The sequence below is a fragment of the Arcicella sp. GW821-FHT09D11 genome (genome assembly GCF_059416265.1).
Map to the genome: position 1 here is coordinate 475,284 of NZ_JBWKOV010000002.1, position 24,657 is coordinate 499,940.

The window sequence follows — 24,657 nt, forward strand, 5'->3', positions numbered from 1 at the left end:
TTATAAGCTCATAAACTCTTATGGCTCATCGTAAATACTAAAACACCCCCTGCCATAATTTGTTGATGCGTAATGAATTTCTGTGTAAAAGGCTTTCCATTCAATGTGGCCGATTGAATATATGGCGCTTTTGCCGAATTACCTTTCGCAATAATCTTAAATTGCTTTCCGTTAGGCAACTGGAGCGTCGTTTCATCAAAAGTTGGGCTACCAATCACATAATTTGGCGTACCCGGACAAACGGGGTAATAGCCCATCATACTAAAAACCAACCAAGCTGACATCTGTCCACCATCTTCGTTGCCACTCATTCCACCTGCCGAAATATCGTATTCTTCTTTAATAATCTGGCGTACTTTAGCCTGTGTTTTCCACGCCTGATTAGCAAAAGGATATAGATACACGATTTGATTGTTGGGTTCATTGCCATGCCAATAATAGCCTTGGTCGAATAGCGTATCTAGCTTTTCTATAAAGCGTTTTTGCCCACCAATGTGTTTTATCAAGCCTTCAACATCTTGTGGTACATAGAAGGTATATTGAGCAGGCGAGCCTTCGGTAATAAAACTACTACGTTGTGCAAAGGGGTCGAATTTAGCAATCCAACTACCATCAGCATAACGCCCACGAGCGTAGCCAGTTTGTGGGTCTATTACATTTTGGTAGTTCTTAGAACGTTTCATCAAGACTTCATAATCAGCTTTTTCGCCCAGCTTTTGGGCTACTTGAGCTAATACAAAATCGTCATAAGCATATTCTAAAGTACGCGAAACCTGTTCTCTTTTATGGAAAGCTTGCCAAACGGAATCTTCAAGGGGGATATAATTGTATTTTAAGTAAGATGCCAATGCCCTTCTTCCTTTGCCTTCTTCATAACTTTTTTGGTCTGTATTTACTTCAAAAGCATTTTTACGCATATATTGATAAGCCGTTTTAATATCAAAACCTTTGATACCCTTGATGTAGGCATCACCAATGGCCGCAATGGCGTGGTCGCCAATCATGGCAGCAGTATAATGATTCCAGCATGGAAAAATAGGCAACCAAGTACCTTGTTCTGCTTTTTTGACTAAAGATTGCATCATATCTGCGGTTACTTTAGGTTCTAGCAACGTATGCAATGGATGTACCGCTCTGTAAGTATCCCACAGGTTATAATCTTCATAATAATCAAAACCTTTGGCTTTGTAAATGTTATCATCATCGGCAAAACCAGTGTAAGAACCATCAATATCCGAGAATATTCTGGGTGTAAGTTTGGTATGATATAAGGCAGAATAAAACAAGGTTTTATCATATTCTGTGCCTTTTACTTGAATTTTACTAAGGGCTTTATTCCAAGCTAAATTTGATGCTTGACGGGTTTTTGAAAAATCCCAATGATTGATTTCGCCTTCCAGATTCTTTCGCGCTCCTTCCAAACTAGTAAACGAAGTCCCAATACGCACTTTCACTATTTTATTGCCGAATTGCGCATAAGCCCCAACAGCCTGTTTTTGTCCATTGCCTTGTGCTTGTACAGATTTGGCATTTATATCATTATTCTTCCAAGTGCCATAATCTGTAAAAGATTGGTCAAATTGAATGACAAAATATCCACTGAAACCTGCGGGCTTACCAAAACCTTGATAAATCCTGTGGACGGGATTATAACCAACTATTTCATTTTTTTCAGGATGAATCTCAACAAAGCCTTCGCCTTCGTCCGAATTGGGTTCAATCATTACATAGTTATCCTGATGTTGGCTAAAAGCAAATTGTAAAAATCCTGCACGAGAAAGAGCCGTCATTTCAGCTTTGATATTCCCTTTTTTCAGATTTACCTGATAATAATAAGGCTTTACTATTTCAGTTTTTCGGTCGAAATCACTCCCTCTGTCTGTTGTATTCACATTCAATTTTCCAGACATTGGCATGATAGTAACACTGCCATAATCTTGCACACAACTACCATTCATCCAGTGTGTTCCTCTAAAACCCTGAATTTTAGTATCGTTATAATAAAAAGGAGGAATACACTTTAATTCAGTAGCGCGGGTTTGGGGCGTCCAAGAGGTCATGCCTTGTGGCACACCGATGGCTGGTACAATTTGTCCTTTCATTTCCGACCCCGCTTCACTGTGTTTTTTAGCACTTTCTGTTGTACTGGGTGCCGAGCCAATCAATGGATTTACATAATCGACGGGTTGTTTTTGGGCTATGCTTGCTAAGGGAAATAACAAAGCGAGAAGAATATTTCTTTTGCTCATTTTATTGAAAATATGTTGCTTCGATTTTTTCGTAATATTTTTATAAAGTAGGTTAAATTGGTATTTTTCTAGACTTTCAAAAACCATTTCTGGCGATATAAAAAATACAAAAAGCCCAATTGTACTAAAACAATTCCTGTTGCTAATCCCACAGGTTGCCATGTGGTACTAAGTTGTTGAATTAATCCTCCGAACAAATAATTGGCTGTAGACTCAAAGTTAATTAAGCCATGAGCGGCCATGTAAATGGTAATGGAATTCATACCAATCCAAACGAATGGTGCTATCCAGAATTTGATGGCTAGCACATCTATCACCAAATAAAAGAAAGCCATAAACAGTAAACTAAAACCACCTGAGCAAAGTACAAAAGAGCTTGTCCACATGATTTTATTAATCGGAAAAAATGGATTCCAAAGCCAAGCTAATAGGATACAAACAATGCCACTAGCTGATATTACAAATACCTTTTTTAATTTAGCAATATTGGTTAATAGTAAGAACTGCCCTGTAAAAACGCCTAATAGCGCATTGCAAATTGCAGGTAAGGTTGATAACAGCCCTTCAGGGTCATAAACCTTTCGATGAAGTTTTCCGGGAAGGAAAAGTCGGTCGAGATGAGCTGATAAATTGCCTTCTTTGGTCAAAATACCAGCACCAAAATTGGGGACAGGTACATAGTTCATCAGTAAAAAATAGCCTATAAGAATACCGAAGAAAATAAAGATTTGTGTTCGGAGGTCTGTATAAATAAAGATAATACCTGCGAATAAACAAGAAAGTGCGATTCTGCCTAGTACACTGGCAATGCGTGTATTTTCACAACCTTGCCATTTGAATAAACCATTGACGATTGTACCAAGAATAATCAGGATGACGGCTCTTTTTAATAAGCTTTTTAAAATTTTACTTTTAGGGTTTTGATTTGCTAACTGTTTTCCAATGCTATATGGCATCGAAATCCCAGCAATAAAAATAAAGAGAGGGAATATTAAATCATAAAAAGTAAAGCCATTCCAATCTGAGTGGTGTAATTGGCTAGACATCCAATTGATAAGCATATTGTCAGAGACTTTTGCCCATTCATGAATTAAGCCTTCGCCACTGATTATCCAAAACATATCAAAGCCTCTGAGGGCATCAAGTGATTGTAAACGCGAGGAAGGGCTACTTTTTTGCATAAGGGATGTCTATAAATTTATACAATTTACATTTTCATAATGGCTCTTGAAAACAATAGCTTTGCACCAAAAAAACTCTTTGATACAAAGCTATTGATAAGTAAGCGTAATCAACTAAATCTTAATACCCAGGATTCTGAGTTAATGAGGTGTTTAATTGTAAAGCATTTGTCGGAATTGGGAAAAGGCGTTTTTTAATATCCTTATCAGTTTTTGCTCCCCAAGTATCTTCATATTTACCAAAACGAATCATATCATTACGGTGCCAAGTTTCCCAAGCGAACTCTCTAGCTCTTTCTTCGTAAAGTTGTTGTAAAGTAACAGAAGTCCAAGCTGTTGAAGTAGTACGTTTGCTTCTTACTTCATTTACTAATGAGATAGCCGTTTGTCCGTTCGTAGCAGAACCTCCTCTAGCAATTGCCTCAGCTTTCATTAACAATATATCTGCATATCTGAAAATCGGTACATCGTTGTTTTGATTTCTAGTTGCCGAAGTACTGTCAGCATAAAATTTGTTGTTACGATAACCCATATTCCAAGCTTTCTCATCATTTCCTAAATCAAAAGTGGCAGGTTTTTTAATGATAACATCTGGGGTAATATCTACTTGATAAGTCAAAGCAGCCCCAGCATCTGCACCTTTATAATCTTCGTCATAACCTTGTTTGGTTGTGGATACCGTTACAGGTACACCCTTGTAGTCAAATTGCTTACCCGTAATCCATTGCTGATTTCTTACGTCTTTAGGGTCATTGTAATAGGCATAGTATTCTGGTAAAGTACTTGATGCCGAACTTGGTGTAAATGGTAAACTGAATTTAGCACGCAATGATCTTGGTATCGAGTATCGAGCATAAAACATATACCCATTCGGAGCGGAGGCATCAAAAGGAATGGCAAAAATAAATTCCTTGATTTGCGGACCATTATTGACGAAAAACATTTTACGATAATCACTTTCAATGGCATATTTTCCTGAACTGATGATGTTATCACAAGCCGTGATAGCATCGTTCCAACGAGCAGTACCTGTGTAAACTTCAGCATTCAAATACATTTTTGCTAATATAGCATAGGCAGTATATTTGTTCGGACGACCATACGTTTCTTGACCAACTACTGTGCTTAGGTTCGGAATACTTTCTTGTAATTCTTTTTCAATAAACTTAAATACATCAGCTCTAGCGGTTGTTTTAGCCGTAGTTGTATCACCAAATTTTGTTGAAATGGGAATATTTCCCCACATATCCATCATCATAAAGTAACATAAAGCACGTATAGTCTTTAACTCTGCCAAACTGGTTTGTTTTACAGTAGATTCTGGTGCTTTTGAAATCAAGAAAATATTCTGATTACTTGTACTGATGGTACTTGTCAACCATGCCCAAGCACTTTGTACGTGTGCGTTATCTTGGTTCCAAGTATGTTTGTGATGTTGTTCATAACGTCCGCCATCATACCAGTTTCCTCCACGTGCAGGTAAAATTGCTTCATCTGTACTCAACGACTGTAAAAACCAGTAGTCAGTTGCATAATTTTGACGAAAAGCATTGTACGTTGGGCCTGCAGCTTGGATAAACTGTGTAGGGGTTTGAGGGAAAATCTCTGGCGTTAGTTGTGTTGTTACGGGGACATCAAGGTCATGGCAAGCCATTAATCCACTTATGCTTGCAATGGTTATTATTAATTGAAATATTTTTTTCATCTGTTTCTAGCATTAATAGTTTTGAACAGCACCTAATTTTCTAAGACGAAATCTCAAAAAATATTATTTATTCAGCTAATTGCTTCATAGGTACTGTTTGAATTATTGTAAATGTTTTTAGAATGAGGCGGAAACACCAAACAAGAATGTACGTGTTTTAGGATAGAAGTTGTTAGCATCTACACCTGGTGCTGTACCACCTTGATTGATTTCAGGGTCGATACCTTTATAGCCTGTAATCACAAACAAGTTGTTTACTGAAGTATACAAACGAATACGTTTGATGTTTTTGGTAATATTCTTGAATGAATAACCCAAAGTAGCATTGTCTAAACGCAAGTAGCTACCATTTTCTAAGAAACGTGATGAGTAACGATAAGAGTTAAAATCGTTTGCGGATTCTTCGGCAACTTCAACAGGAATATTGGTAAATCTTGCTGTACTTGGTCTGAATAAATCTGCACGAGTAATATTCATGATTTTGTTGCCTAAAACTGCACGCATGAAAATATTCAAGTCGAAGTTTTTGTACGTAAAATTGTTTGACCAGCCTATTAATAACTTAGGTTGTGCATTTCCCAAAGCTTTGTAGTCTTTTACACTAATAGGTTTGGTAGTTAGTTCGCCTTTTGCATTATAGTATTGCGAAACACCATTGGCATCTTTTCCTGCGTACTCATAAGTAAAGAATTGTCCAATTGGTTGTCCTGCTACAATCAACTGTACTGTTTCTCCAGTTTGTCCTGCACCATCAGGTTGTACAATTTTAACTGAATCTGTTTTAAGTGTTGAATTAGAAAGGCTGACAATTTTGTTTTGATTATGCGCTAAGTTGATGGTAGTATTCCAAGAAAAGTTTTGGGTTTTAACAGCATTTACATTTAATGTAAATTCTACGCCTTTGTTGCTCATTTTTCCAACGTTGGCTGTTAATGAACCATTTGGATATAATACAGTACTCACGGGATACGTCCAAATCAAATCAGAAGTCGTTTTGTCATACACTTCCAATGTACCGCTTACTTTTCCTTTCAAAATAGCGAAATCAAGACCTAAGTTAGATGTCGCTGTTTTTTCCCAACCCAAATCTGGGTTTTCGTTTTGTAATGCACCAATAGCTGATAATTGAGAACCATTGTAATAGAATGTACCAATGTTCCCATAAATCAACTTGGTTGTATAAGGACTAAAACCTAAAGAGTTACCTGTTACACCATAACTAAGACGTAATTTTAATTCACTGAAAACCTGTTGTTTTTCCATGAATCCTTCTTGGTCAACTCTCCAAGCGAAACCTACTGCTGGGAAATACCCCCACTGTTTGTTCAAGCCAAATACCGAAGAACCATCACGACGGATTGACCCTTGCAATAAGTACTTGTTTTTGTAATTATAATTAACACGACCAAAATCTGAAATTAAACGTACTTGTTGATAATTATCACCGCCATAATTTACCCTGAATGAGTTAACGGCATAAGGATTTCCTAAACCTAAATTGTTGTAACCAACCGCATCAACTGGGAAGTTTGTACTAGTTGCTTGGAAGCCGTCGCCATTGATACTTTCTTGCCAAGAATAACCCACTACAGCATTAATTGAATGGTCTCCAATTTGTTTGTCCCAAGTAAGATAGGTTTCTAATAAGTTCTGGGTATTTTGATACGCATTTCTTGTTGCCAGACCATTGGCACCTACTAAAGTGATGAAAGATGGGTTTCCCGGAGGTTCTGGTGTGCTACGAATATTATTATAATATTGTGTATAATAACTATTGTAGTATGCACCATAATTTGTTTGGAAATTTTGGTACGAGAATTTAACATCATAGGTAAAGCCTAAAGGAAGTTTTAACTGCCCGAAGAAAGTACCAATTAAACTCTTGTATTTCAAGCGTTCTTGTCCGTTTTCAATCAAAGAAACAGGGTTATAATAACTAGATTTGTTGAAGTTATCATAAAAAGAACCGTCTGCGTTATGTACAGGAACTGTTGGCAAATAAGTCAACATTTGTGCTAAAACAGTGTTTCTGTAAGGAACCCATTTGGCATCACTTACTGAATTGGTTACTGATAAACCCAATTTCAAATTATCGTTAAATGCTTTTTGTTCGATAGATAATCTTGCTACTACACGATTCAAAGCACTTGATTTTACAATACCTTCTTGGTCGAAGTAATTGATACTTGCATTGTAAATCGTATTTTCGTTTCCACCACCAAATGAAATATTATGGTTTTGGCTAATTGCTGAACTACGTTGAACAGCATCTTGCCAGTTGGTATTTGCCCCTAAATCATCCTCTGGTGATAAAGCTTGTCCATTTTTCGTTAAAAATGTTTTCAACTGAGTAGCATCCATCATGTTGTATTGCTTAGACACTTTGTCGATTGCCATATACGAACTATATGAAACCTGCATTTGCCCTTTATTAGCACGTTTTGTCGTAACCATGATTACACCATTGGCAGCACGGTTACCATAGATTGCAGTAGCAGCAGCATCTTTCAAGATGTCCATCGTCGCAATATCATCTGGTGCAATCAACGAAATATCAGCCCCTGGTACGCCATCAATTACAAACAATGGTGATTGTGCACCATCACGAAGTGAAGACACGCCACGTAAAATAATAGCGGCCGCACGGTTAGGGTCACCACTACGAGTAATGTTTAAGCCTGGCACTTTACCTTGTAATAACTGGCCAACATCACTGATGGCTCCTCTGTTCATATCCTCTGGTTTGATAGTTGTAATAGCACTTGTCAAGTTTTTACGCGACTGCGTACCATAACCTACTACTACTACTTCTTCCAAACTTTGGTTTTCAACTAACATAGATACGTTGATTACCGAACGACCATTCACCACAACTTCCTGTTTCTGATACCCCACAAAAGAGAAAATCAAGGTGTTGTTTCCATCAGGTACCGCAATTTTATACTGTCCTTTTGTATCGGTTGCAGTACCTCTGTTGGTGTTTTTTACCAATACCGAAACCCCTGGCAATGCTTGTCCTTTTTCATCGGTGATGGTTCCGCTGATTGTTTGTTCGGCGATTATTTCGTTTGGGATGAGCGATTGAATGTTTTCTCTTTCAGCACTCGCTTTTTTGCGAAGAAGAATACGATTGTCAATTACTTCATACGAAATATTTAAGGGTGTAAGAAGGTCTTCTAAAACCTTTGATAATTTATCGTCAGTAAAATTGAAAGACACAATTTGCTCTGCCTGAATGGCATTTGGGCTATAGACAAACTTAACATCTGCTTTCTTCTCTAGCTGGAACAATACCTTTTTAATAGTACTCGACCCAGTTCTTAGCGTAATACTTTTATTGAGTACCTCTTGCGAAAAAGCACTGTTTGCGAGAGAAATCCCACAACAGATTATCGAGAGGAATAGTTGGGTAATGGTAATTCGCATCGCTTTGGAGAGAATCTTTTTAAATGATAATTTTTTTTTCATACTTTTAACTGTTTTTAAACTGTGAAATGTGGAAAAACAAACCCTAAGCATCGTTGCGATGCCACCGAATTGGCGTTTGGTGGGGTTTTCTAAGGCCGGTAATGCTCGTAACATTATCGGCTTTTTCTTGTGAAAGCGACTATGTTTTCATGGAGTTAATGGGAATTAAGAGTTTTGAGTTATTTTAGCTTTAAGTAATGAGCAGTGAGCTTTGAGCAACAAAATTTTTAGTCATGACCTTTTTAGGTTTTATCCAGAAGATAATTGAATGATTAACAGCTCATTGCTCAAAGCTGATAGCTCAAGGCTAACAGCTTATTGACATCCAACGCCATTGACAAAAATCACCGTTCCACGCTGTTCGTAAGTAGCGTTGATGGATTTACAGATTAAATCAAGTTGGCTGTGTAATGGAATTTCATTCAAATCTGCCGTGAACACACATTTATTTAACTCATGATTTTCAACGACAAATTCAATTTGATAAGCTTCTTTTAAGCGATTGAGTACTTCGGTTAAGGGTGTTTCGTCAAAAATAAAATCAAGTGGAGTAGCGGGTGTGTTTACAATCACAGGGTTTTCAACCAGACTAGGAATTATTTTTTTTGTTTCTTTATCAAAAGTGATTTTTTGATTAGGCGTCAAAATCACACCATTTTTATGAATGCCCGTTTTTTCTGAATTTTCATACACAGATACTCTGCCAGTTACTACCAATACCTCAATCGCTTTTGAATCGTCGTAAGATTTAATCGTGAAACTTGTTCCTAATACTTCTGTAACCAAATCGCGGGTATGCACAATGAATGGTTTTGATGGATTTCGTTTTACCTTAAAAAAAGCTTCTCCTTTTAAATACACACTGCGGTTTTTATCATTAAAGTGTTCTGGATAACTAATGCTACTAGCGGCCTTCAATACAATTTCACTGCCGTCTTCCAATTTAATTTTCTGTGATTTTGAGGAGGTGTTTTTTACTTCAATTACACCTAAGTTGCTATCTATGCTTTCGGTAAATGAGCTTGTATAAGCCGTGGTTTTCTGATAATAGAATAAGCCAAATATGCCAATAATCAATGAAGCAGCAATGGCAACTGCCGTCCATTTGAAGCGGACAGAAATTACATTGTTTGGAAATAAACTGTGTTGGATTCTTTCCCAAAGGTGGTGTTCGATATTATTTTTTTCAGAAGGGCTCAATCTCAGTTCGCTATGCTTCAACATATTGTCGGACCATTCCTTTATCATCGCCTCTTCTTCAGTCGTGCAAGTTCCGTCAAGGTATTTTTCTAATAATTTATCGAAATCGTATTGGTTCATCTTTCGTGAATTTTTCTGCAAGTATGGAGTTGATTTATAAATGCTAGGCGTTGAATGGGGTTTAATATGTTTTAAATGTGAATGTTTAGTTATCTGAGTGATACACCTTTAAGTTTTCTCTTAGTACTTTTAGCGATTTGGTAATATGATATTCTACAGCTTTTTCGCTAAGGTCTAAACGTTGAGCGATGTCTTTGACAGATTGATTTTCGAATCTGCTCATCTTGAATACTTCGCAGGTTTTTTCTGGTAATTTCTTTAATACTTCATCCACTGCTTTTGATAAATCTGCAAAATGTACAATTTCTTCGGTTGAGAAAGACTGCTGGATTTCGTGAAAAATGATATATTCCTGAAACTTCCTATTCGTAATTTGAGATTTGATATAGTTGGTCGTAAGGTGCTTTATGGCTACTACCAAATAAGCACTCAAGAAACGAATGTTTAAATGCTCTCTTTTTAGCCAAAGACTTTCAAACAAGTCGTGCACAAGCTCTTCAGCTTCCTCCTTTGTGCCAGTTTCGTGATAGGCAACACCGAAAAGTTTGTACCAATAACGATGGTAGATTTCCTCAAAGGCCTTTTTGTCGTCCCTCTTCAGAAAGTCTATCAGTTGTTCGTCACTTAGTTGAGAATGCTTCATGTGATTGTTCCGGAATCAATATTTGATGTATAGTCAAACAAGTCGTCAAAATCCCTAAATGATTTTAAAAAATATTTTTAAAATACAATTTAAGGGGCTTTGCTATCCTGCTTACACTCAGAAAAGGGTAGAATGTGAATTTCTACGCAATATTTTTATGAATAATACATAATTCACTCAATTTTAAATTTTGAAACATGAAAAAGTTATTCATTTTACTTTTATTAAGTATCGTATTTGTTGAATTTGGCTATGGACAAATTGATAAAAAAGCCACTAACGAAACCAAAGCGTTATATCAAAGTTTAGCAAAAATTTCCAAGAAAAATATTCTTTTTGGACATCAACATGCCACCGAGTATGGACATGGTTGGTTTGGTGACGAAAACCGTTCAGATGTAAAATCTGTAACAGGGTCGCATCCTGCTGTCATTGGCGTAGATTTAAGTGGATTGTCGAGTAGACCTTCAGCACAAATTGCTAAAACAGCCGAGTTATTAAGGAAAAACGTAGTGGATACCTATCATCGTGGAGGAATTACTACGGTAGCTTGGCATTTTTCTAATCCTGCATCCAAAGGTGGCTTTTATTGGAACGACTCTGTTTCGGTAGCGTCTATCGCATTGATAAAGCCTGGAGGGTCGCATCATGAAGCCTATAAAGAAATTTTGAAAACAGTAGCTGATTTTACTAAATCGGTAAAAGGGCAGGATGGGAGGTTAGCTCCTATGATTTTCAGACCTTATCATGAATTTGATGGTGATTGGTTTTGGTGGGGAAAATCTCATTGTTCTCGTGAAGACTTTATATCCGTTTGGCAATTTACGGTTACTTATCTACGTGATAGTCTGGATGTTCATAATTTTATTTATGCCTTTTCACCAGATTGTAAATTCAGGACAGAACAAGAATTTTTAGAAAGATACCCTGGTGATGCATGGGTAGATATGGTAGGAATGGACAACTACGCTGATTTTGGCAGAAATGGCAAATATGATATTCTAACAGGCGTAAAAAAGCTGAAAATTGTAGCAGATTACGCCAAAAAGGCCAATAAGTTAGCTGCCTTTACAGAAACAGGCTTAGAATCAATCCCTAACCCTACTTGGTGGACAGAGACATTATTAAAGGCACTGAAATCTGAAAAGATGGAATTAGCCTATGTATTAGTTTGGAGGAATGATAGCAAAAGTCCAACCCACTTTTATGCGCCATTTCCAGAACAAGTAAGCGTACCTGACTTTCTGAAATTTTATAACGACCCTTACACGCTTTTTGAAAATGATTTGAAAGATGTGTATGGTAAAAATAAGTAATTAGCTTATTTATAATACATTTATCACTAGGGAGGGACTTAAGTCCCTCCCTAGTGATAAATGTATTATAAGCTTACTCTATTTATTTAATAGCACTCGATTTAAGTCCATTTAAATTATCTCTTTATTTACTTTAAAAAATGTTGATAATCAGTTGGACTTAAATCGCTTAATTTTATATTACCATCCTCTCATATATTCAATTTATTCACTATGAAAATCTATATTACTTTTTGCTTACTATGCTGTAGCTATTTTGGCTTTTCCCAGAATACTCCAGTCGGAGTTTTTCAGAATCATGGCGACGTTGGGAAACCTAAAATTGCAGGTTTATCCCGTTACGACGAAGCTACTCAGACTTATTATGTCAAGGGAGCAGGTTATAATATTTGGTTCAATCGAGATGAATTTCAATACTTGTATCAAAAACTAAAAGGTGATTTTGTGTTGACAGCCAATTTTGAATTCATCGGTGATAAAGGCAATAATCACCGTAAATATGGCTGGATGATTCGGGAATCTGCGGATGAGTCCGCTGCGCATGTCAGTGCAGTTTCGCATGGTGATGGCTTGACCGTGATGCAATGGAGAGTATTACGTGGGGCTTATATGCGTGACCCTGAAGACGAAATCTTTTTTACAAAAAAAGGCTTTGAAGTAGTGCAGTTAGAAAGAATAGGCAAAAAAATTACGATGAGAGTAGCGCATCAAGGAGAACCTTTGCAAACGGTTGGTTCATACACATCAGAAATGAAGGATGCTGTTTTAGCTGGACTGTATGTTTGTTCGCATGATTCACTGGCGATTGATGAGGCTAAAATATGGAATGTGCGTATTGATAAGCCAATTAATTATTCCATAAAAACTGAGAAGGCGATGTCTTTACCAACACTTCTGACAAATGTAAATATCACCAATGGCTTATGTAAAAATCTTTCGGCATCAGAAGCCAATACCGTAACGGGTAAAGTAATTACTGAAACAAAAGTAGGAGCGAAGTATCAATATATTTCAATCAATAATAAGGGCAATTCGCAAATCTGGCGAATAAAATCAGATGGTTCAGAAAAAGAGCAAGTAACCTTCGATGAGTATCAGAATACAGCACCAAGTATTTCACCAGATGGCAAATGGTTAGCCTTTATTTCATTTCCGAATGATACCGAAAATGCTAATCAATATAAGCAGGCAATGGTCAGGCTCATTCCTTTAACGGGTGGTATTGGGGCAAAGGTTATTGCTCATTTTTATGGAAATCAGACCACTAGCAATTCGCTTGTTTGGTCAGCAGATAGTAAGTCTTTAAATTTTACGAATAGTATTTCTAATTAATTGAAACCCAATTTTATGAACATGAAAAAACAATCTTACTTGATAGCAATTACATTAATGTTGTTGCTGAACATCACAGATAACTTTGCCCAAAAGAAGAAACCTTTATTTAATTTTCCATTTGGTGTACAGGCGTATACTTTCCGTAAGCATTTCCCTGTTTCTGTCGAGAACACGTTGGATAAAATCCAAGCAATGGGCATTACCGAACTAGAAAGTAGCGGAGCGAAGGGATTGACTAATACGGAATATAAAAAGCTATGTAATGAAAGAGGTATCAGTATTCCTTCGGCGGGTTGTAGTTATGAACAATTAGAGAAAAATCCGCAGGAAGTTGTAGATAATGCCAAGGCACTAGGAGCGAAGTATGTGATGTGTGCTTGGATTCCTCATAAAGGCAATGAATTTACTATTGAAGATGTCAAAAAAGCAGTCGAAGTTTTCAACAAAGCGGGAAAAGTATTGAAAGAAAACGGACTTACTTTCTGCTATCACGACCACGGCTATGAATTCAGACCTTATGAAGGTGGAACGCTTTTCGATTATATGGTGAAGAATACTAATCCAGCCTATGTATCGTTTGAAATGGATGTTTTATGGACACTTCACGGTGGTGCTAACCCAGAAGCATTATTACAAAAATATGGCTCACGTTGGAAATTGATGCACGTAAAAGATTTGAAAAAAGGAGTGGTAGGGGATGCTTCAGGACATACTCCTGCAGAAAACGATGTTGTATTAGGAACAGGTCAAGCCAACTGGCCAGCCATCTTAAAAATAGCCAAAAAGATAGGCATCAAGCACTACTTCATCGAAGATGAAAGCGAACATGAATTAGAAAATGTGCCATTGGGTCTTCAGTATTTGAAAGGGCTTTAAGAATAAAATAGCACTCGCTTGCTTCAAGCGAGTGACTGCTGTTATCAGGCATCATGCCTGTTTCTTTTTAAGGCTTGAAGCCTTTTAATAATCGTCACTCGCTTGAAGCGAGCGACTGCAGAGGGCTAAATCACTAATTGATTTTATAGTTAGTTAAAAGAGTGTTTAAATGTTAATGGAGAAACTTTAGTCTTATTTTTAAATAATTTGCTAAATGATTGTGGATATTCAAAACCTAGTTGATAGGCAATTTCACTAACCGATAAATTGGTGGTTGCCAACATTTCTTTTGACTTTTCAATTAATTTATCGTGAATATATTGCTGTGAACTTTGTCCTGTTAATGAGCGAAGCATATCGCTTAAATAGCGCGGTGAAACATTCAACTGGTCAGAAAAATATTGAACACTTGGCAATCCTTTTATTAATGCTATCTCGTTGTAATATTCATTCAATAGTTTTTCTAATTGATACAGCATATCATTATTTACCATTTTTCGAGTGGTAAATTGTCTTTTATAAAATCGGTTGCTATAGTTCAACAATAACTCGATTTGTGAAATAACTATATCCTGACTAAAATCATCAATACTTGAGTGTAATTCATCTTCTATATTCTTAAAAACGGATATAATCGTTTGCTTTTCTTTATCTGAAAGGTGGAGAGCTTCATGAACAGCATAAGAAAAGAATCCATAGCTTTTAATATTTTTCCCTAAGGTATGATTCCTGATAAAATCTGGATGAATAAGTAATGTATATCCTAAATATTCAGTATCATCTGTTGTTGCCAGTAATTGATTAGGCGAAGTAAAAACCAAGCTCCCTTCATCAAAATCATAATAATTCTGACCATATTTTATCGTTCCGCTCGGGCTTGTTTTATAGGATATTTTATAAAAATTGAGCAAGAAAGACGTTTGTAAGTCTTCTTTGTTAATCGCTATCTGCGTATTATCTACCAGACTTATCAAAGGGTGCAAAGGCTTTCGTAAGCCAAGCACCCGATGTAGGTCGGATATTGAATTAAATCTATGTGGTGTACTTTCACTGTTTTTCATGATATGGATATTTTAATTGTCCAGAAACATTTGCTCCATCGATTTCATAAATTGTGTATCTCCCAATGCCAAACGCTGTTCGTATAATGCTTTGGCGTCATCACCTGCTATATATCTTAATTTTTCTTTACCATCTGTAGCTGCCTCGTATACTACCGAAGCAATTTGGTCGGCAGGCGTAAAATTATCTTCACTAAAACCAGCGAATAATTTTTCAACCCATTTATCATAAGCAGGATGGGCTGACATATCCGCTGAACGACTCAAGAAGTCAGTTTTTATTCCACCAGGGGAAACTGTTTTTATACTAACCCCAATTTTTTTTAACTCGAAAGACATACTTTCGCTCCAGCCCTCCAATGCCCATTTTGTAGCATGATAAACCGAGCTAAATGGAAAAGTAATCAGCCCGCCGATGGAGGTAGTTGTGATAAAAAGTCCACCTTGTTTTTCTCGAAAATAAGGAATAAATGCCTGTGTAACACGAATTACTCCTAAAAGATTAGTCTCTAACTGACGTATCAATTGGGCATCTGTAGTAGATTCTAAAGGTCCCATTAATCCATAACCTGCATTATTGAATACAACATCAATATTGCCTAAATTAATTGCTTTTTGTACTGTTTCTTTTATTTGTGCTAAATTAGTAACGTCTAATGGTAACAGCGTAATGTTGTCAATAAGATTTAACACTGTTTCGTTTTCAGGTTTGCGCATAGTAGCAATTACCTTCCAGCCATTTAAGGCAAATAATTTTGCTGTTGCTTTCCCTAAACCTGTTGATGCCCCTGTGATGAATATTGTTTTCATGTTTTTGTATTTAAGATTTGATATACAAAATTCATCAACTACTGCTTCTTGCCTGTATCCAAATTAGTAAATGTTGTATCCAAAAATGCATCAAATCAAAAAAACAATTCAATAACTATTATTACTTTTATTTTTTATAGCTTGAAGCCATTTAATAGTGGTAACTCGCTAGAAACGAGCTACTGCAATGAAACAAATAGAGGTCATATCAACTGATATGACCTCTATTTGTTAGAAGATAAGATAACAATAACCTGTTTACGGACTACAATCCTTTACCAGTAGCTGCCCAGTAAATACCTCCATAGATATGGTCTAAGAAAGTTTGGTCAGAAAACGTTAATGGAATATGTCCTAAAGCAGTATAGAATGCTCTACCGCCATCGTAGTTATGATACCAAGAAATCGGATGGAATTTACCCATTCCTTTTCCTTCGTTTGTTCCCCATTTTGCATAAGGGTCGTAAGATTTTTCATCCACTGAAACCAAGTAATGTAAATCTGTTGATTTTAGGTCGCTAAACTCATACCATTCGTCTGTCCAAAGGAGTTTTTTAGGGAAACGCTCCATCCCAGGGAAGTTGCTATCTTCAACTTTCAAATAGGCGGTTTGTTGTGCAGGGTGAATTTTGAACATCATTCCCACCATTTTAGTGTACCAAGCCCAGTCGTATTCAGTGTCCGAAGCAGCGTGAATACCTACATATCCTTTACCCGAACGGATGAATTTTTCAAAAGCAGCTTGTTGCTCATCATTCAAAACATTGCCAGTAGTATTCAAAAAAATTACTGCACTAAAATTAGCCAAATCTTTGTCATTGAATACAGAGGCATTTTCTTGCCAGTTAACGGTGAAGTTGTTACGGGCTGCCAATTGACGAATAGCTGTTACGCCCTCATGAATTGATTCATGATGAAAACCGTCAGTTTTAGTAAACAATAATACTTTAAATTGCTGTGCAAAAGTTGTGCTGGTGAATGACAGAGCCAACATTAGCATCAGCGCGTTTTTAAGGAGATTATTTTTCATTTTTCTTGAATGGTTAAAAATAAATTGGAATATACTTACCACAAGTCGTGGACTAACGGTTTAATACTTTTTTGATATACCTGATTGATACTTGAAACTTCTTCAGCAGTTAAAGCTGGGATATTGAAAACATCTAAATTAGATAATACTTGTTCTGGACGAGATGCTCCTGGAATGACGGTACTTACAGCATCGTGTTCCAAAATCCAACGCAAGGCGATAGGTGCTAAATTAGGATGTGCTGGGAATAATGCTTTTAATTCGTCCACAGCCGCCAGACCTGTTTCGTAATCAATCCCAGAAAATGTTTCACCTTTATCGAAATGTTCGCCATTACGGTTAAAGTTACGGTGGTCTCCTTCTGTAAAAGTGGATGTTTTAGAGAACTTACCTGTTAATAAGCCACTTGCTAAAGGTACCCTTACAATCACACCGACGTCCTTTTTCTTGGCTTGTTCAAAAAACAATGCTGCTGGTCGCTGACGAAAAACATTGAAAATGATTTGTACGCTCGTTACGTTATCATATTCAATCCCTTTTAAGGCTTCTTCTACTTTCTCGACACTAATGCCTAAATTCAATATTTTTCCTTCGTCTTTTAATCTATCAAACAATTCAAAAATCTCTGGACGATAATATACTTCTGTGGGCGGACAGTGTAGCTGAATCAAATCAAGGGTTTCTAAACCCATATTTGTTAAACTATCTTCCACAAACTTGCGAAGTACTGTTGGATGGTATGACTCATTGACGTGTGGGTTCAATTGTCTTCCACATTTAGTAGCGACAAAAAGTCTTTCTGAACGACTTTTTACAAATCTCCCAACGGACTTTTCGCTTTCTCCATTGCCATACACATCGGCAGTGTCAATAAAATTAATACCAGCATCTACGGCAGTATGAAGGATTTTGTCAGCTGTTTCATGGCTAAAATCATCACCCCATTTACCGCCTACTTGCCATGTGCCTAAGCTGATTTCTGAAATTTCAAAACCTGTTTTACCTAACTTTCTATATTGCATTTTTTTGAATATTATTTTTGCTTTTCTCTTCTTGGACCTATAGCATCATATACAACGACATGATCCCAAAGATGTGAGTATTCTTCTATGAATTTCAAGTGAATAGGATGCTTTTGATAGATTTCTTCTTCCTCCAAATTATCAAAGAAACATAACCAAGATACGGCATAGCCTTTTTCTATTACGCTTCTGTTAGTACTTGCCGGTGTACCGATGTGTACAAATCTGATAGTGGGGACTTTCGTTAACGCATTCAATCCTTCGATTAATTTAGCCGTATCTGCCTCGTTGTTCGCATTCTTTAAATAAAAATACACATGATGAACAAATAGTTCTTTTGAAGCCTTAGCCTCAGTAGTATTCACCATTGCTAAACTCGCACCAGCAGTTAGTGCAGTGTTTTTAACAAAATTACGTCTGGAAATATTTTTCATAGTTGGCTTTTTTAGCTGATAGCTTTGAGCCTTGAGCTTTCAGCTTTTATGTTTAGTAAATGTTATTTGTTATTGTTTTAAAAGCAACGAGTCTTGAGTTTTTTCTATTGAGCGATTTGGCATTAAAAAAAACTCATAGCTCAAGGCTCACAGCTCATAGCTTAAAACAACCTACTTCAAAATCTCTTCAATCTTCGTTAATTCCTCATGACTAAAGGTTTTGTTTTTTAAACAATCTAGCGAATCTAATAATTGTGACACTCTACTTGCGCCAATCAATACAGAAGTAACCCTTGCATCTTTCAATAACCAAGCGAGTGCCATTTGTGCCAAAGTCTGACCACGTTGTAAAGCAATGGCGTTCAGTTGCTCTAATTTTGCCACTACCTCTGGGGTGACATGGCTAGTTTGCAAGAAACCATGCGGTTTAGATGCCCTAGAATCACTAGGAATACCCTTTAAATATTTATCAGTCAAAAGCCCTTGTGCTAATGGTGAGAAAGGAATACACCCCACACCTTCGCGACCGAGTACATCTAGCAAACCACCTTCAACCCAACGCTCAAACATAGAATATTTTGGTTGATGAATTAAACATGGTGTCCCTAGTCGGTTCAAGATAGCAATAGCCTTTTCAGCTTCTGGAGCTTGATAATTAGAAATACCTACATATAAGGCTTTACCTTGTCTGACGATTAAATCCAAAGCTGCCATTGTTTCTTCTAAAGGTGTATCAGGGTCTGGACGGTGATGATAAAAAATATCAACATAATCTAAACCCATGCGTTTCAAGCTTTGGTCTAAGCTGGACACCAAGTATTTTTTTGAACCCCATTCTCCATAAGGACCAGGCCACATCAAATAACCTGCTTTGGTTGAAATCACTAATTCGTCACGGTATTGAGCGAAGTCTTTTTTCATGATAACACCAAAATTCTCTTCTGCCGACCCTGGAGGAGGGCCATAGTTATTGGCTAAATCGAAATGCGTAATACCATTATCAAAAGCAGTTTGTAAAATAGCACGGTAATTTTCAAATACATCGACACCACCGAAGTTGTGCCACAAACCTAAAGAAATAGCGGGTAATTTTAAACCACTGCTACCACAACGGCGATACTCCATTGGGCGGGTTCCTGATTGATCGTAACGAGTAGGGTTTGCTAGGTAAGTCATTTAATGAGTTCAGAAAATAGTTAATAAATCGAGTGAAAGTATTACTCAAGATTTTAAAGAGTTCGTATGTTTTTTTACGCTATTTAAAATCAAATGAATATATTTTTAAGCTATAACAAATGTAATATAATTCCTTATGTAGATTGATAGGTTTTGTCCTTGTTCGGAGACTTTAAGACAGAATTTTTCCAAAGTTATTTAAACCTATATTGTTGAGTGAAAATAGACAACTAGTAAAAATGCAAATTTCCTTGAAATAAATTGCCGATTTTTGATTTAGCGAAATTTCGCTAAATCAAAAATCGGCAATTTTGTAAAAAATATTTTCTCTGGAATCTGAAAACTTTTGCAAAATAAAACCTAATGATTTTAACTATTTAAAGAATTATCTTTTGAAACTAAAGGTTCATTCAGAAAATAATAATTGGTTTAAGTATTTATTACTAAAATATTATTTGGTATTTCCTTGGAATTAAGAAATTAACTCCTGTATATTTGTTAAGTAAACAAAGAAACAACAGCGAAAATTCGCTAGAAAAAATTCTAAGAAAAGATGTTAAACCAATTTATCAATATCGTCCTAGTGGTAATTCTACTCTCCCAATCGGTGTGAGACGGTTTGATATTTTCTAATATACCAAGACCTTTCTCACACCGGAGAAAGGTCTTTTGTTTAAAAGGATTTTGATTCTTAGAAAAATGTAATAAAAGTAGATAAAGTACAAATACTGTTTGCTGAAAAATAATCTTAAATAACCATCGAAGGATATAGTACAATCGCTAGATTCTGATTCAAAACATTTCAATTCAAGATGTCACAAGAACTAAACAAATTCTCCAGAACCCTTACGCAAGAAGTTACCAACCCAGCAGCAAAAGCAATGCTATATGGCATTGGCTTAACGAAAGAAGATATGCAGAAAGCCCAAATTGGTATTGCCAGTACGGGATATGAAGGCAATACTTGTAATATGCACCTCAATGGTTTGTCGGTTCATGTAAAAAAAGGGATTCAGGAAAATGACATGGTGGGTTTGATTTTCCATACGATTGGAGTTTCTGATGGAATGACAAACGGAAACAATGGGATGTCTTATTCCCTCCCTTCTCGTGATTTAATTGCCGATTCAATCGAAAACGTAGTAGGAGCACAGTGGTACGATGGCGTAATTGCAGTAGTAGGTTGTGATAAAAATATGCCAGGTGCCATGATGGCAATTGCTCGCTTAAACCGCCCAGCGATGTTGGTATACGGTGGAACGATTCGTTCTGGTGAATACAAAGGACAAAAATTAGATATCGTTTCTGCTTTTGAAGCATTAGGAAAGAAATTCGCAGGTAATATTTCGGATGAAGACTACGAAGGAGTAATCAGAAATGCCATTCCTGGGGCTGGTGCTTGTGGCGGTATGTACACTGCTAATACGATGGCTTCATCGATGGAAGCAATGGGTTTAACCTTACCAAATTCTTCTACGTATCCAGCTACACACGAAGGCAAAAAAGCAGAATGTTTGGCCATTGGTGCAGCCATGAAAAATTTGTTAGAGAAAAACATTTGCCCACGTGATATCATGACACGTAAAGCATTTGAAAATGCTATGACAGTGGTAATGGCAATGGGAGGTTCTACCAATGCTGTTCTTCACTACTTAGCCATTGCACGTGCTGCTGAAGTGGATTTTACCTTAAAAGATATTCAAGATATTTCAGACCGTACGCCATTGCTTGCTGATTTAAAACCTTCTGGTAAATATTACATGGAAGATATGTTAGCTATTGGTGGTGTGCCAGCGGTAATGAAATATTTATTACAAGAAGGTTTATTACACGGAGATTGTATGACAATTACGGGTAAAACCATTGCAGAAAACTTGGCTGAAGTACCAGAAATTAATTTTGATACTCAAAAAATTATTAAGCCTATCGCTGACGCAATCAAAGCGACTGGTCACTTACAAATTTTATACGGTAACTTGGCAACAGATGGTGCTGTAGCAAAAATTACAGGAAAAGAAGGAGAGAAGTTTGAAGGTGTTGCCAAAGTATGTGAAAGTGAAGAAGAAGTAATTGAGTTCTTACAGAAAGGCGAAATCAAAGAAGGACAAGTAGTTGTGATTCGTAACGAAGGACCAAAAGGTGGACCTGGAATGCCCGAAATGTTGAAACCAACTTCGGCAGTAATGGGTGCAGGCTTAGGCAACAAAGTAGCCATGATTACGGATGGTCGTTTCTCAGGTGGAACACACGGTTTTGTAGTAGGGCACATCACACCAGAAGCACAAATCGGTGGAAATATTGCCTTGGTGAAAGATGGAGATTTAATTACGATTGATGCCGTAAATAATATCCTTCATGTACATGTTTCTGATGAAGAATTAGCAGAGAGACGTAAGGAATGGAAACCAACGCCATCACCATTCAGACAAGGGGTATTACGCAAATATGTTAAAAACGTATCAACAGCAAGCGAAGGCTGTGTGACGGATTTGTAAGAGCCTTTATAAAATGATTGGCTTATCAATCAAATAAAACCACAATCTGACATTTATTCATTATATATAAATAAAGAAATTTAACCATGGAAAACTCACAAACCATGACCGTAGAGGAAAAGAAAGCTGAACCTGCTAAGTTTTTGACAGGTGCACAGGCAATCATGCAATGCTTGGTTGAAAATAATGTTAAAACCATATTTGGTTATCCTGGTGGCGCTATCATGCCAACGTATGATGCCCTCTATGATTATCAAGATAGAATCAAACATATCCTTGTCCGTCATGAACAAGGTGCTGGTCATGCTGCACAAGGTTATGCACGTATGACGGGTCGTGCGGGCGTTGCTATGGTAACGTCTGGACCTGGAGCAACCAACTTAATGACGCCTATTGCAGATGCTTTACTAGACTCAACACCAATGGTTTGTTTAGTAGGTCAGGTTAAAGCAAATTTACTGGGTACTGATGCTTTTCAAGAGTGTGATATCATCGGGATGTCGATGCCTGTAACCAAATGGAATTATCAGATTACTGATCCTAACGAAATTCCTGCGGCAATGGCGAAAGCTTTTTATATTGCCGAATCTGGTCGTCCAGGACCTGTTTTGTTAGATATTACACGTACAGCTCAGGCAGATTTGATGACGATTCCTTTTGAGTACAAGCCATGTACCGAAATCGTTAGCTATCGCCCAAGACTTACACCAAAACAAGACCAAGTAGAAGCAGCCGCAAAATTAATTAATGCTGCTCAGAAGCCTTATATCTTTGCAGGTCATGGTATTATCATTTCCAATGCTCAAGAAGAATTTGATGCCTTTGTCCGTAAAACAGATATTCCAGTAGCTACTACGCTTTTAGGGATGTCGGCAATACCAACAAATCATCCAAATTATATAGGTTGGTTGGGTATGCACGGAAATTATGGCGCTAATGTGTTAACAGACGAGGCCGATTTAGTAATTGCCATTGGTATGCGTTTTGATGACCGTGTAACGGGCGATTTAGCCAAGTTTATCAAACAGGCTAAAGTAGTGCATATTGATATCGACCCTGCCGAAATCAATAAAAATGTGTTTGCTGATGCTCCTGTAATTGGTGATGCTAAGCAAACATTGAAAGCATTGTTGCCGTTAGTAAAAGAACGCAAACATGAGGCTTGGAAAGCTGAATTTAAAAAATATGATGAAGAAGAATTTGAGAAAATAACGAAACGTGATGTATTCCATGAGGGTGATAAAATCAGAATGGGAGAAGCCGTTACAATGCTTTCTGCAAAAACTAAAGGTGAAGCCGTAACGGTTACTGATGTTGGTCAACATCAGATGGTAACAAACCGTTACTATCAATACAATACTTGGAATTCGTTAGTTACCTCAGGTGGAGCTGGTACAATGGGCTTTGCTTTACCTGCCGCTTTTGGGGCGAAAGTAGGAGCTCCCGACCGTGAAGTAATTGCTATTATAGGTGATGGTGGCTTTCAGATGACCCTTCAAGAATTAGGAACTATTGCACAAAGTGGCTTGCCTGTTAAGATTATTATCTTGAATAATAATTTCTTAGGAATGGTTCGCCAATGGCAACAGTTGTTTTTTGACAAACGCTATTCTTTTGTAGAATTACAAAATCCTGATTTTATCACAATTGCCAAGGGTTTTGGTATTGCTGGACATACAGTGAGTGATAGAGCCAACTTGTCAGAATCGTTAGATATGCTATTAGCTTCTGATAAACCTTATTTATTAGAAATCGTTTGCGAAAAAGAAGAAAATGTTTTCCCAATGGTTCCAGCAGGGGCAAGTGTTTCAGCAATTAGATTAGAGTAAATTCATTGAGGGAATAAGTGGTGATTGAGTGATTTTTAATCAGTCAATTACTTCTTTTCAATTCCTCTTAGATGTTTATTCTATTAGCTAAAATCTAAATTTAGAACTTTAAAATGACAACATACACATTATCCGTTTTCACAACTAATACCGTTGGTTTGTTGAATCGAATTACTATTATTTTTACAAGGAGAAGGTTGAACATTGAATCTTTAAACGTTTGCGAAACTGAACGTAAAGGTGTTTCAAGATTCACGATTGTGATTCGTCATGAAAGTCGTGAGGCTGTTGAAAAATTGGTACGTCAAATTCGTAAAGTTGTTGATGTATTAGCCGTTTTTGGTTATCTAGACCACGAAATTGTATTCAACGAAATTGCTCTTTTTAAACTGGCAACACCACTTGGCGGTTCTCCCTTGAATATTAAGGAAATAAACCTCGATTGGAATGCTAAAGTAGTTCACTGGGGGCTCGACTACGTAGTGATTGAAAAAAATGGTACTGAAACGGAAATACTAGAGTTTTATCAATACATGAAAAACTGGGAAATTCTTGAATACCTAAAATCTGGAAGAGTAGCGGTAGGTAAAACTGAAAAAGGTTTGGTAGAATATTTACCAGAACATGATTGGGAAATTGTTTAGTATTACAAATGTAATTTTATCCCTAGAGAGGGAATTAATTCCCTCTCTAGGGATAAATGATTT

The 24,657-nt window shown here is 36.9% G+C and carries 18 protein-coding genes; 6 read left to right on the forward strand and 12 right to left on the reverse strand.

The annotated features are described in order from the left end of the window. Nucleotides 1–8: 8 nt before the first annotated feature. The 6 genes from AC07N0_RS07170 to AC07N0_RS07195 all read right to left on the reverse strand — a co-directional run bounded on the left by AC07N0_RS07170 (nt 9) and on the right by AC07N0_RS07195 (nt 10,566). Nucleotides 9–2,249 (reverse strand): GH92 family glycosyl hydrolase, encoded by a 2,241-nt coding sequence (locus AC07N0_RS07170; protein WP_494588652.1) that lies wholly within the window; start codon nt 2,247–2,249, stop codon nt 9–11. Between the two features lie 68 nt (nt 2,250–2,317). Continuing rightward, on the reverse strand, nt 2,318–3,430 hold the full coding sequence (locus AC07N0_RS07175) for an acyltransferase family protein (RefSeq protein WP_494588653.1): 1,113 nt from the start codon (nt 3,428–3,430) through the stop codon (nt 2,318–2,320). 121 nt (nt 3,431–3,551) lie between these two features. Then, nucleotides 3,552–5,135: a RagB/SusD family nutrient uptake outer membrane protein gene (locus tag AC07N0_RS07180; RefSeq protein WP_494588654.1), complete on the reverse strand. Its 1,584-nt coding sequence runs from the start codon at nt 5,133–5,135 to the stop codon at nt 3,552–3,554. 117 nt (nt 5,136–5,252) lie between these two features. Next, a complete protein-coding gene (locus tag AC07N0_RS07185) occupies nt 5,253–8,603 on the reverse strand; it encodes a TonB-dependent receptor (protein WP_494588655.1) in 3,351 nt (1,116 codons plus the stop codon). A 315-nt stretch (nt 8,604–8,918) separates the two neighbouring features. Next, nucleotides 8,919–9,923 carry a FecR family protein gene (locus tag AC07N0_RS07190; protein WP_492801826.1) on the reverse strand — a complete coding sequence of 335 codons (1,005 nt, stop codon included), beginning with the start codon at nt 9,921–9,923 and terminating at the stop codon, nt 8,919–8,921. Nucleotides 9,924–10,008: 85 nt separating this feature from the next. Continuing rightward, nucleotides 10,009–10,566, reverse strand: a complete 558-nt coding sequence (locus tag AC07N0_RS07195) for an RNA polymerase sigma factor (protein WP_492801828.1) — start codon at nt 10,564–10,566, stop codon at nt 10,009–10,011. Between the two features lie 197 nt (nt 10,567–10,763). On the opposite strand from AC07N0_RS07195, the gene AC07N0_RS07200 reads away from it, so the two are divergent. The 3 genes from AC07N0_RS07200 to AC07N0_RS07210 all read left to right on the forward strand — a co-directional run bounded on the left by AC07N0_RS07200 (nt 10,764) and on the right by AC07N0_RS07210 (nt 14,093). Beyond that, complete coding sequence (locus tag AC07N0_RS07200) at nt 10,764–11,882, forward strand: glycoside hydrolase family 26 protein (protein ID WP_494588656.1); 1,119 nt, start codon at nt 10,764–10,766, stop codon at nt 11,880–11,882. 213 nt (nt 11,883–12,095) lie between these two features. Further along, the gene (locus AC07N0_RS07205; RefSeq protein ID WP_494588657.1) at nt 12,096–13,214 is read left to right on the forward strand and encodes a TolB family protein; all 1,119 of its coding nucleotides are present in this window, start codon (nt 12,096–12,098) and stop codon (nt 13,212–13,214) included. Nucleotides 13,215–13,235: 21 nt separating this feature from the next. Beyond that, nucleotides 13,236–14,093: a sugar phosphate isomerase/epimerase family protein gene (locus tag AC07N0_RS07210; protein WP_494588658.1), complete on the forward strand. Its 858-nt coding sequence runs from the start codon at nt 13,236–13,238 to the stop codon at nt 14,091–14,093. A 149-nt stretch (nt 14,094–14,242) separates the two neighbouring features. On the opposite strand, the gene AC07N0_RS07215 is transcribed toward AC07N0_RS07210, so the two are convergent. The 6 genes from AC07N0_RS07215 to mgrA form a co-directional block, all read right to left on the reverse strand. Further along, on the reverse strand, nt 14,243–15,154 hold the full coding sequence (locus AC07N0_RS07215) for a helix-turn-helix domain-containing protein (protein WP_494588659.1): 912 nt from the start codon (nt 15,152–15,154) through the stop codon (nt 14,243–14,245). A 12-nt stretch (nt 15,155–15,166) separates the two neighbouring features. Next, on the reverse strand, nt 15,167–15,964 hold the full coding sequence (locus tag AC07N0_RS07220; protein ID WP_494588660.1) for an SDR family oxidoreductase: 798 nt from the start codon (nt 15,962–15,964) through the stop codon (nt 15,167–15,169). 265 nt (nt 15,965–16,229) lie between these two features. Beyond that, nucleotides 16,230–16,994, reverse strand: coding sequence for a ThuA domain-containing protein (locus tag AC07N0_RS07225; protein ID WP_494588661.1), 765 nt, complete (start codon nt 16,992–16,994; stop codon nt 16,230–16,232). 35 nt (nt 16,995–17,029) lie between these two features. Next, nucleotides 17,030–18,016 (reverse strand): aldo/keto reductase, encoded by a 987-nt coding sequence (locus tag AC07N0_RS07230; protein WP_494588662.1) that lies wholly within the window; start codon nt 18,014–18,016, stop codon nt 17,030–17,032. A gap of 11 nt (nt 18,017–18,027) precedes the next feature. Next, the gene (locus tag AC07N0_RS07235; protein ID WP_494588663.1) at nt 18,028–18,450 is read right to left on the reverse strand and encodes a Dabb family protein; all 423 of its coding nucleotides are present in this window, start codon (nt 18,448–18,450) and stop codon (nt 18,028–18,030) included. Nucleotides 18,451–18,621: 171 nt separating this feature from the next. Continuing rightward, nucleotides 18,622–19,626 (reverse strand): L-glyceraldehyde 3-phosphate reductase, encoded by a 1,005-nt coding sequence (gene mgrA / locus AC07N0_RS07240; RefSeq protein ID WP_494588664.1) that lies wholly within the window; start codon nt 19,624–19,626, stop codon nt 18,622–18,624. An 812-nt stretch (nt 19,627–20,438) separates the two neighbouring features. Here mgrA and ilvD point away from each other — a divergent pair. From ilvD to ilvN, 3 genes are all read left to right on the forward strand, one after another. Then, entirely contained in the window at nt 20,439–22,121 is a 1,683-nt protein-coding gene (gene ilvD, locus AC07N0_RS07245; protein WP_492801846.1) for a dihydroxy-acid dehydratase, read from the forward strand. A gap of 86 nt (nt 22,122–22,207) precedes the next feature. Continuing rightward, complete coding sequence (gene ilvB, locus AC07N0_RS07250; protein ID WP_494588665.1) at nt 22,208–23,950, forward strand: biosynthetic-type acetolactate synthase large subunit; 1,743 nt, start codon at nt 22,208–22,210, stop codon at nt 23,948–23,950. Between the two features lie 113 nt (nt 23,951–24,063). Then, nucleotides 24,064–24,594: an acetolactate synthase small subunit gene (ilvN, locus tag AC07N0_RS07255; RefSeq protein ID WP_309912936.1), complete on the forward strand. Its 531-nt coding sequence runs from the start codon at nt 24,064–24,066 to the stop codon at nt 24,592–24,594. The last annotated feature ends 63 nt before the right edge of the window (nt 24,595–24,657 follow it).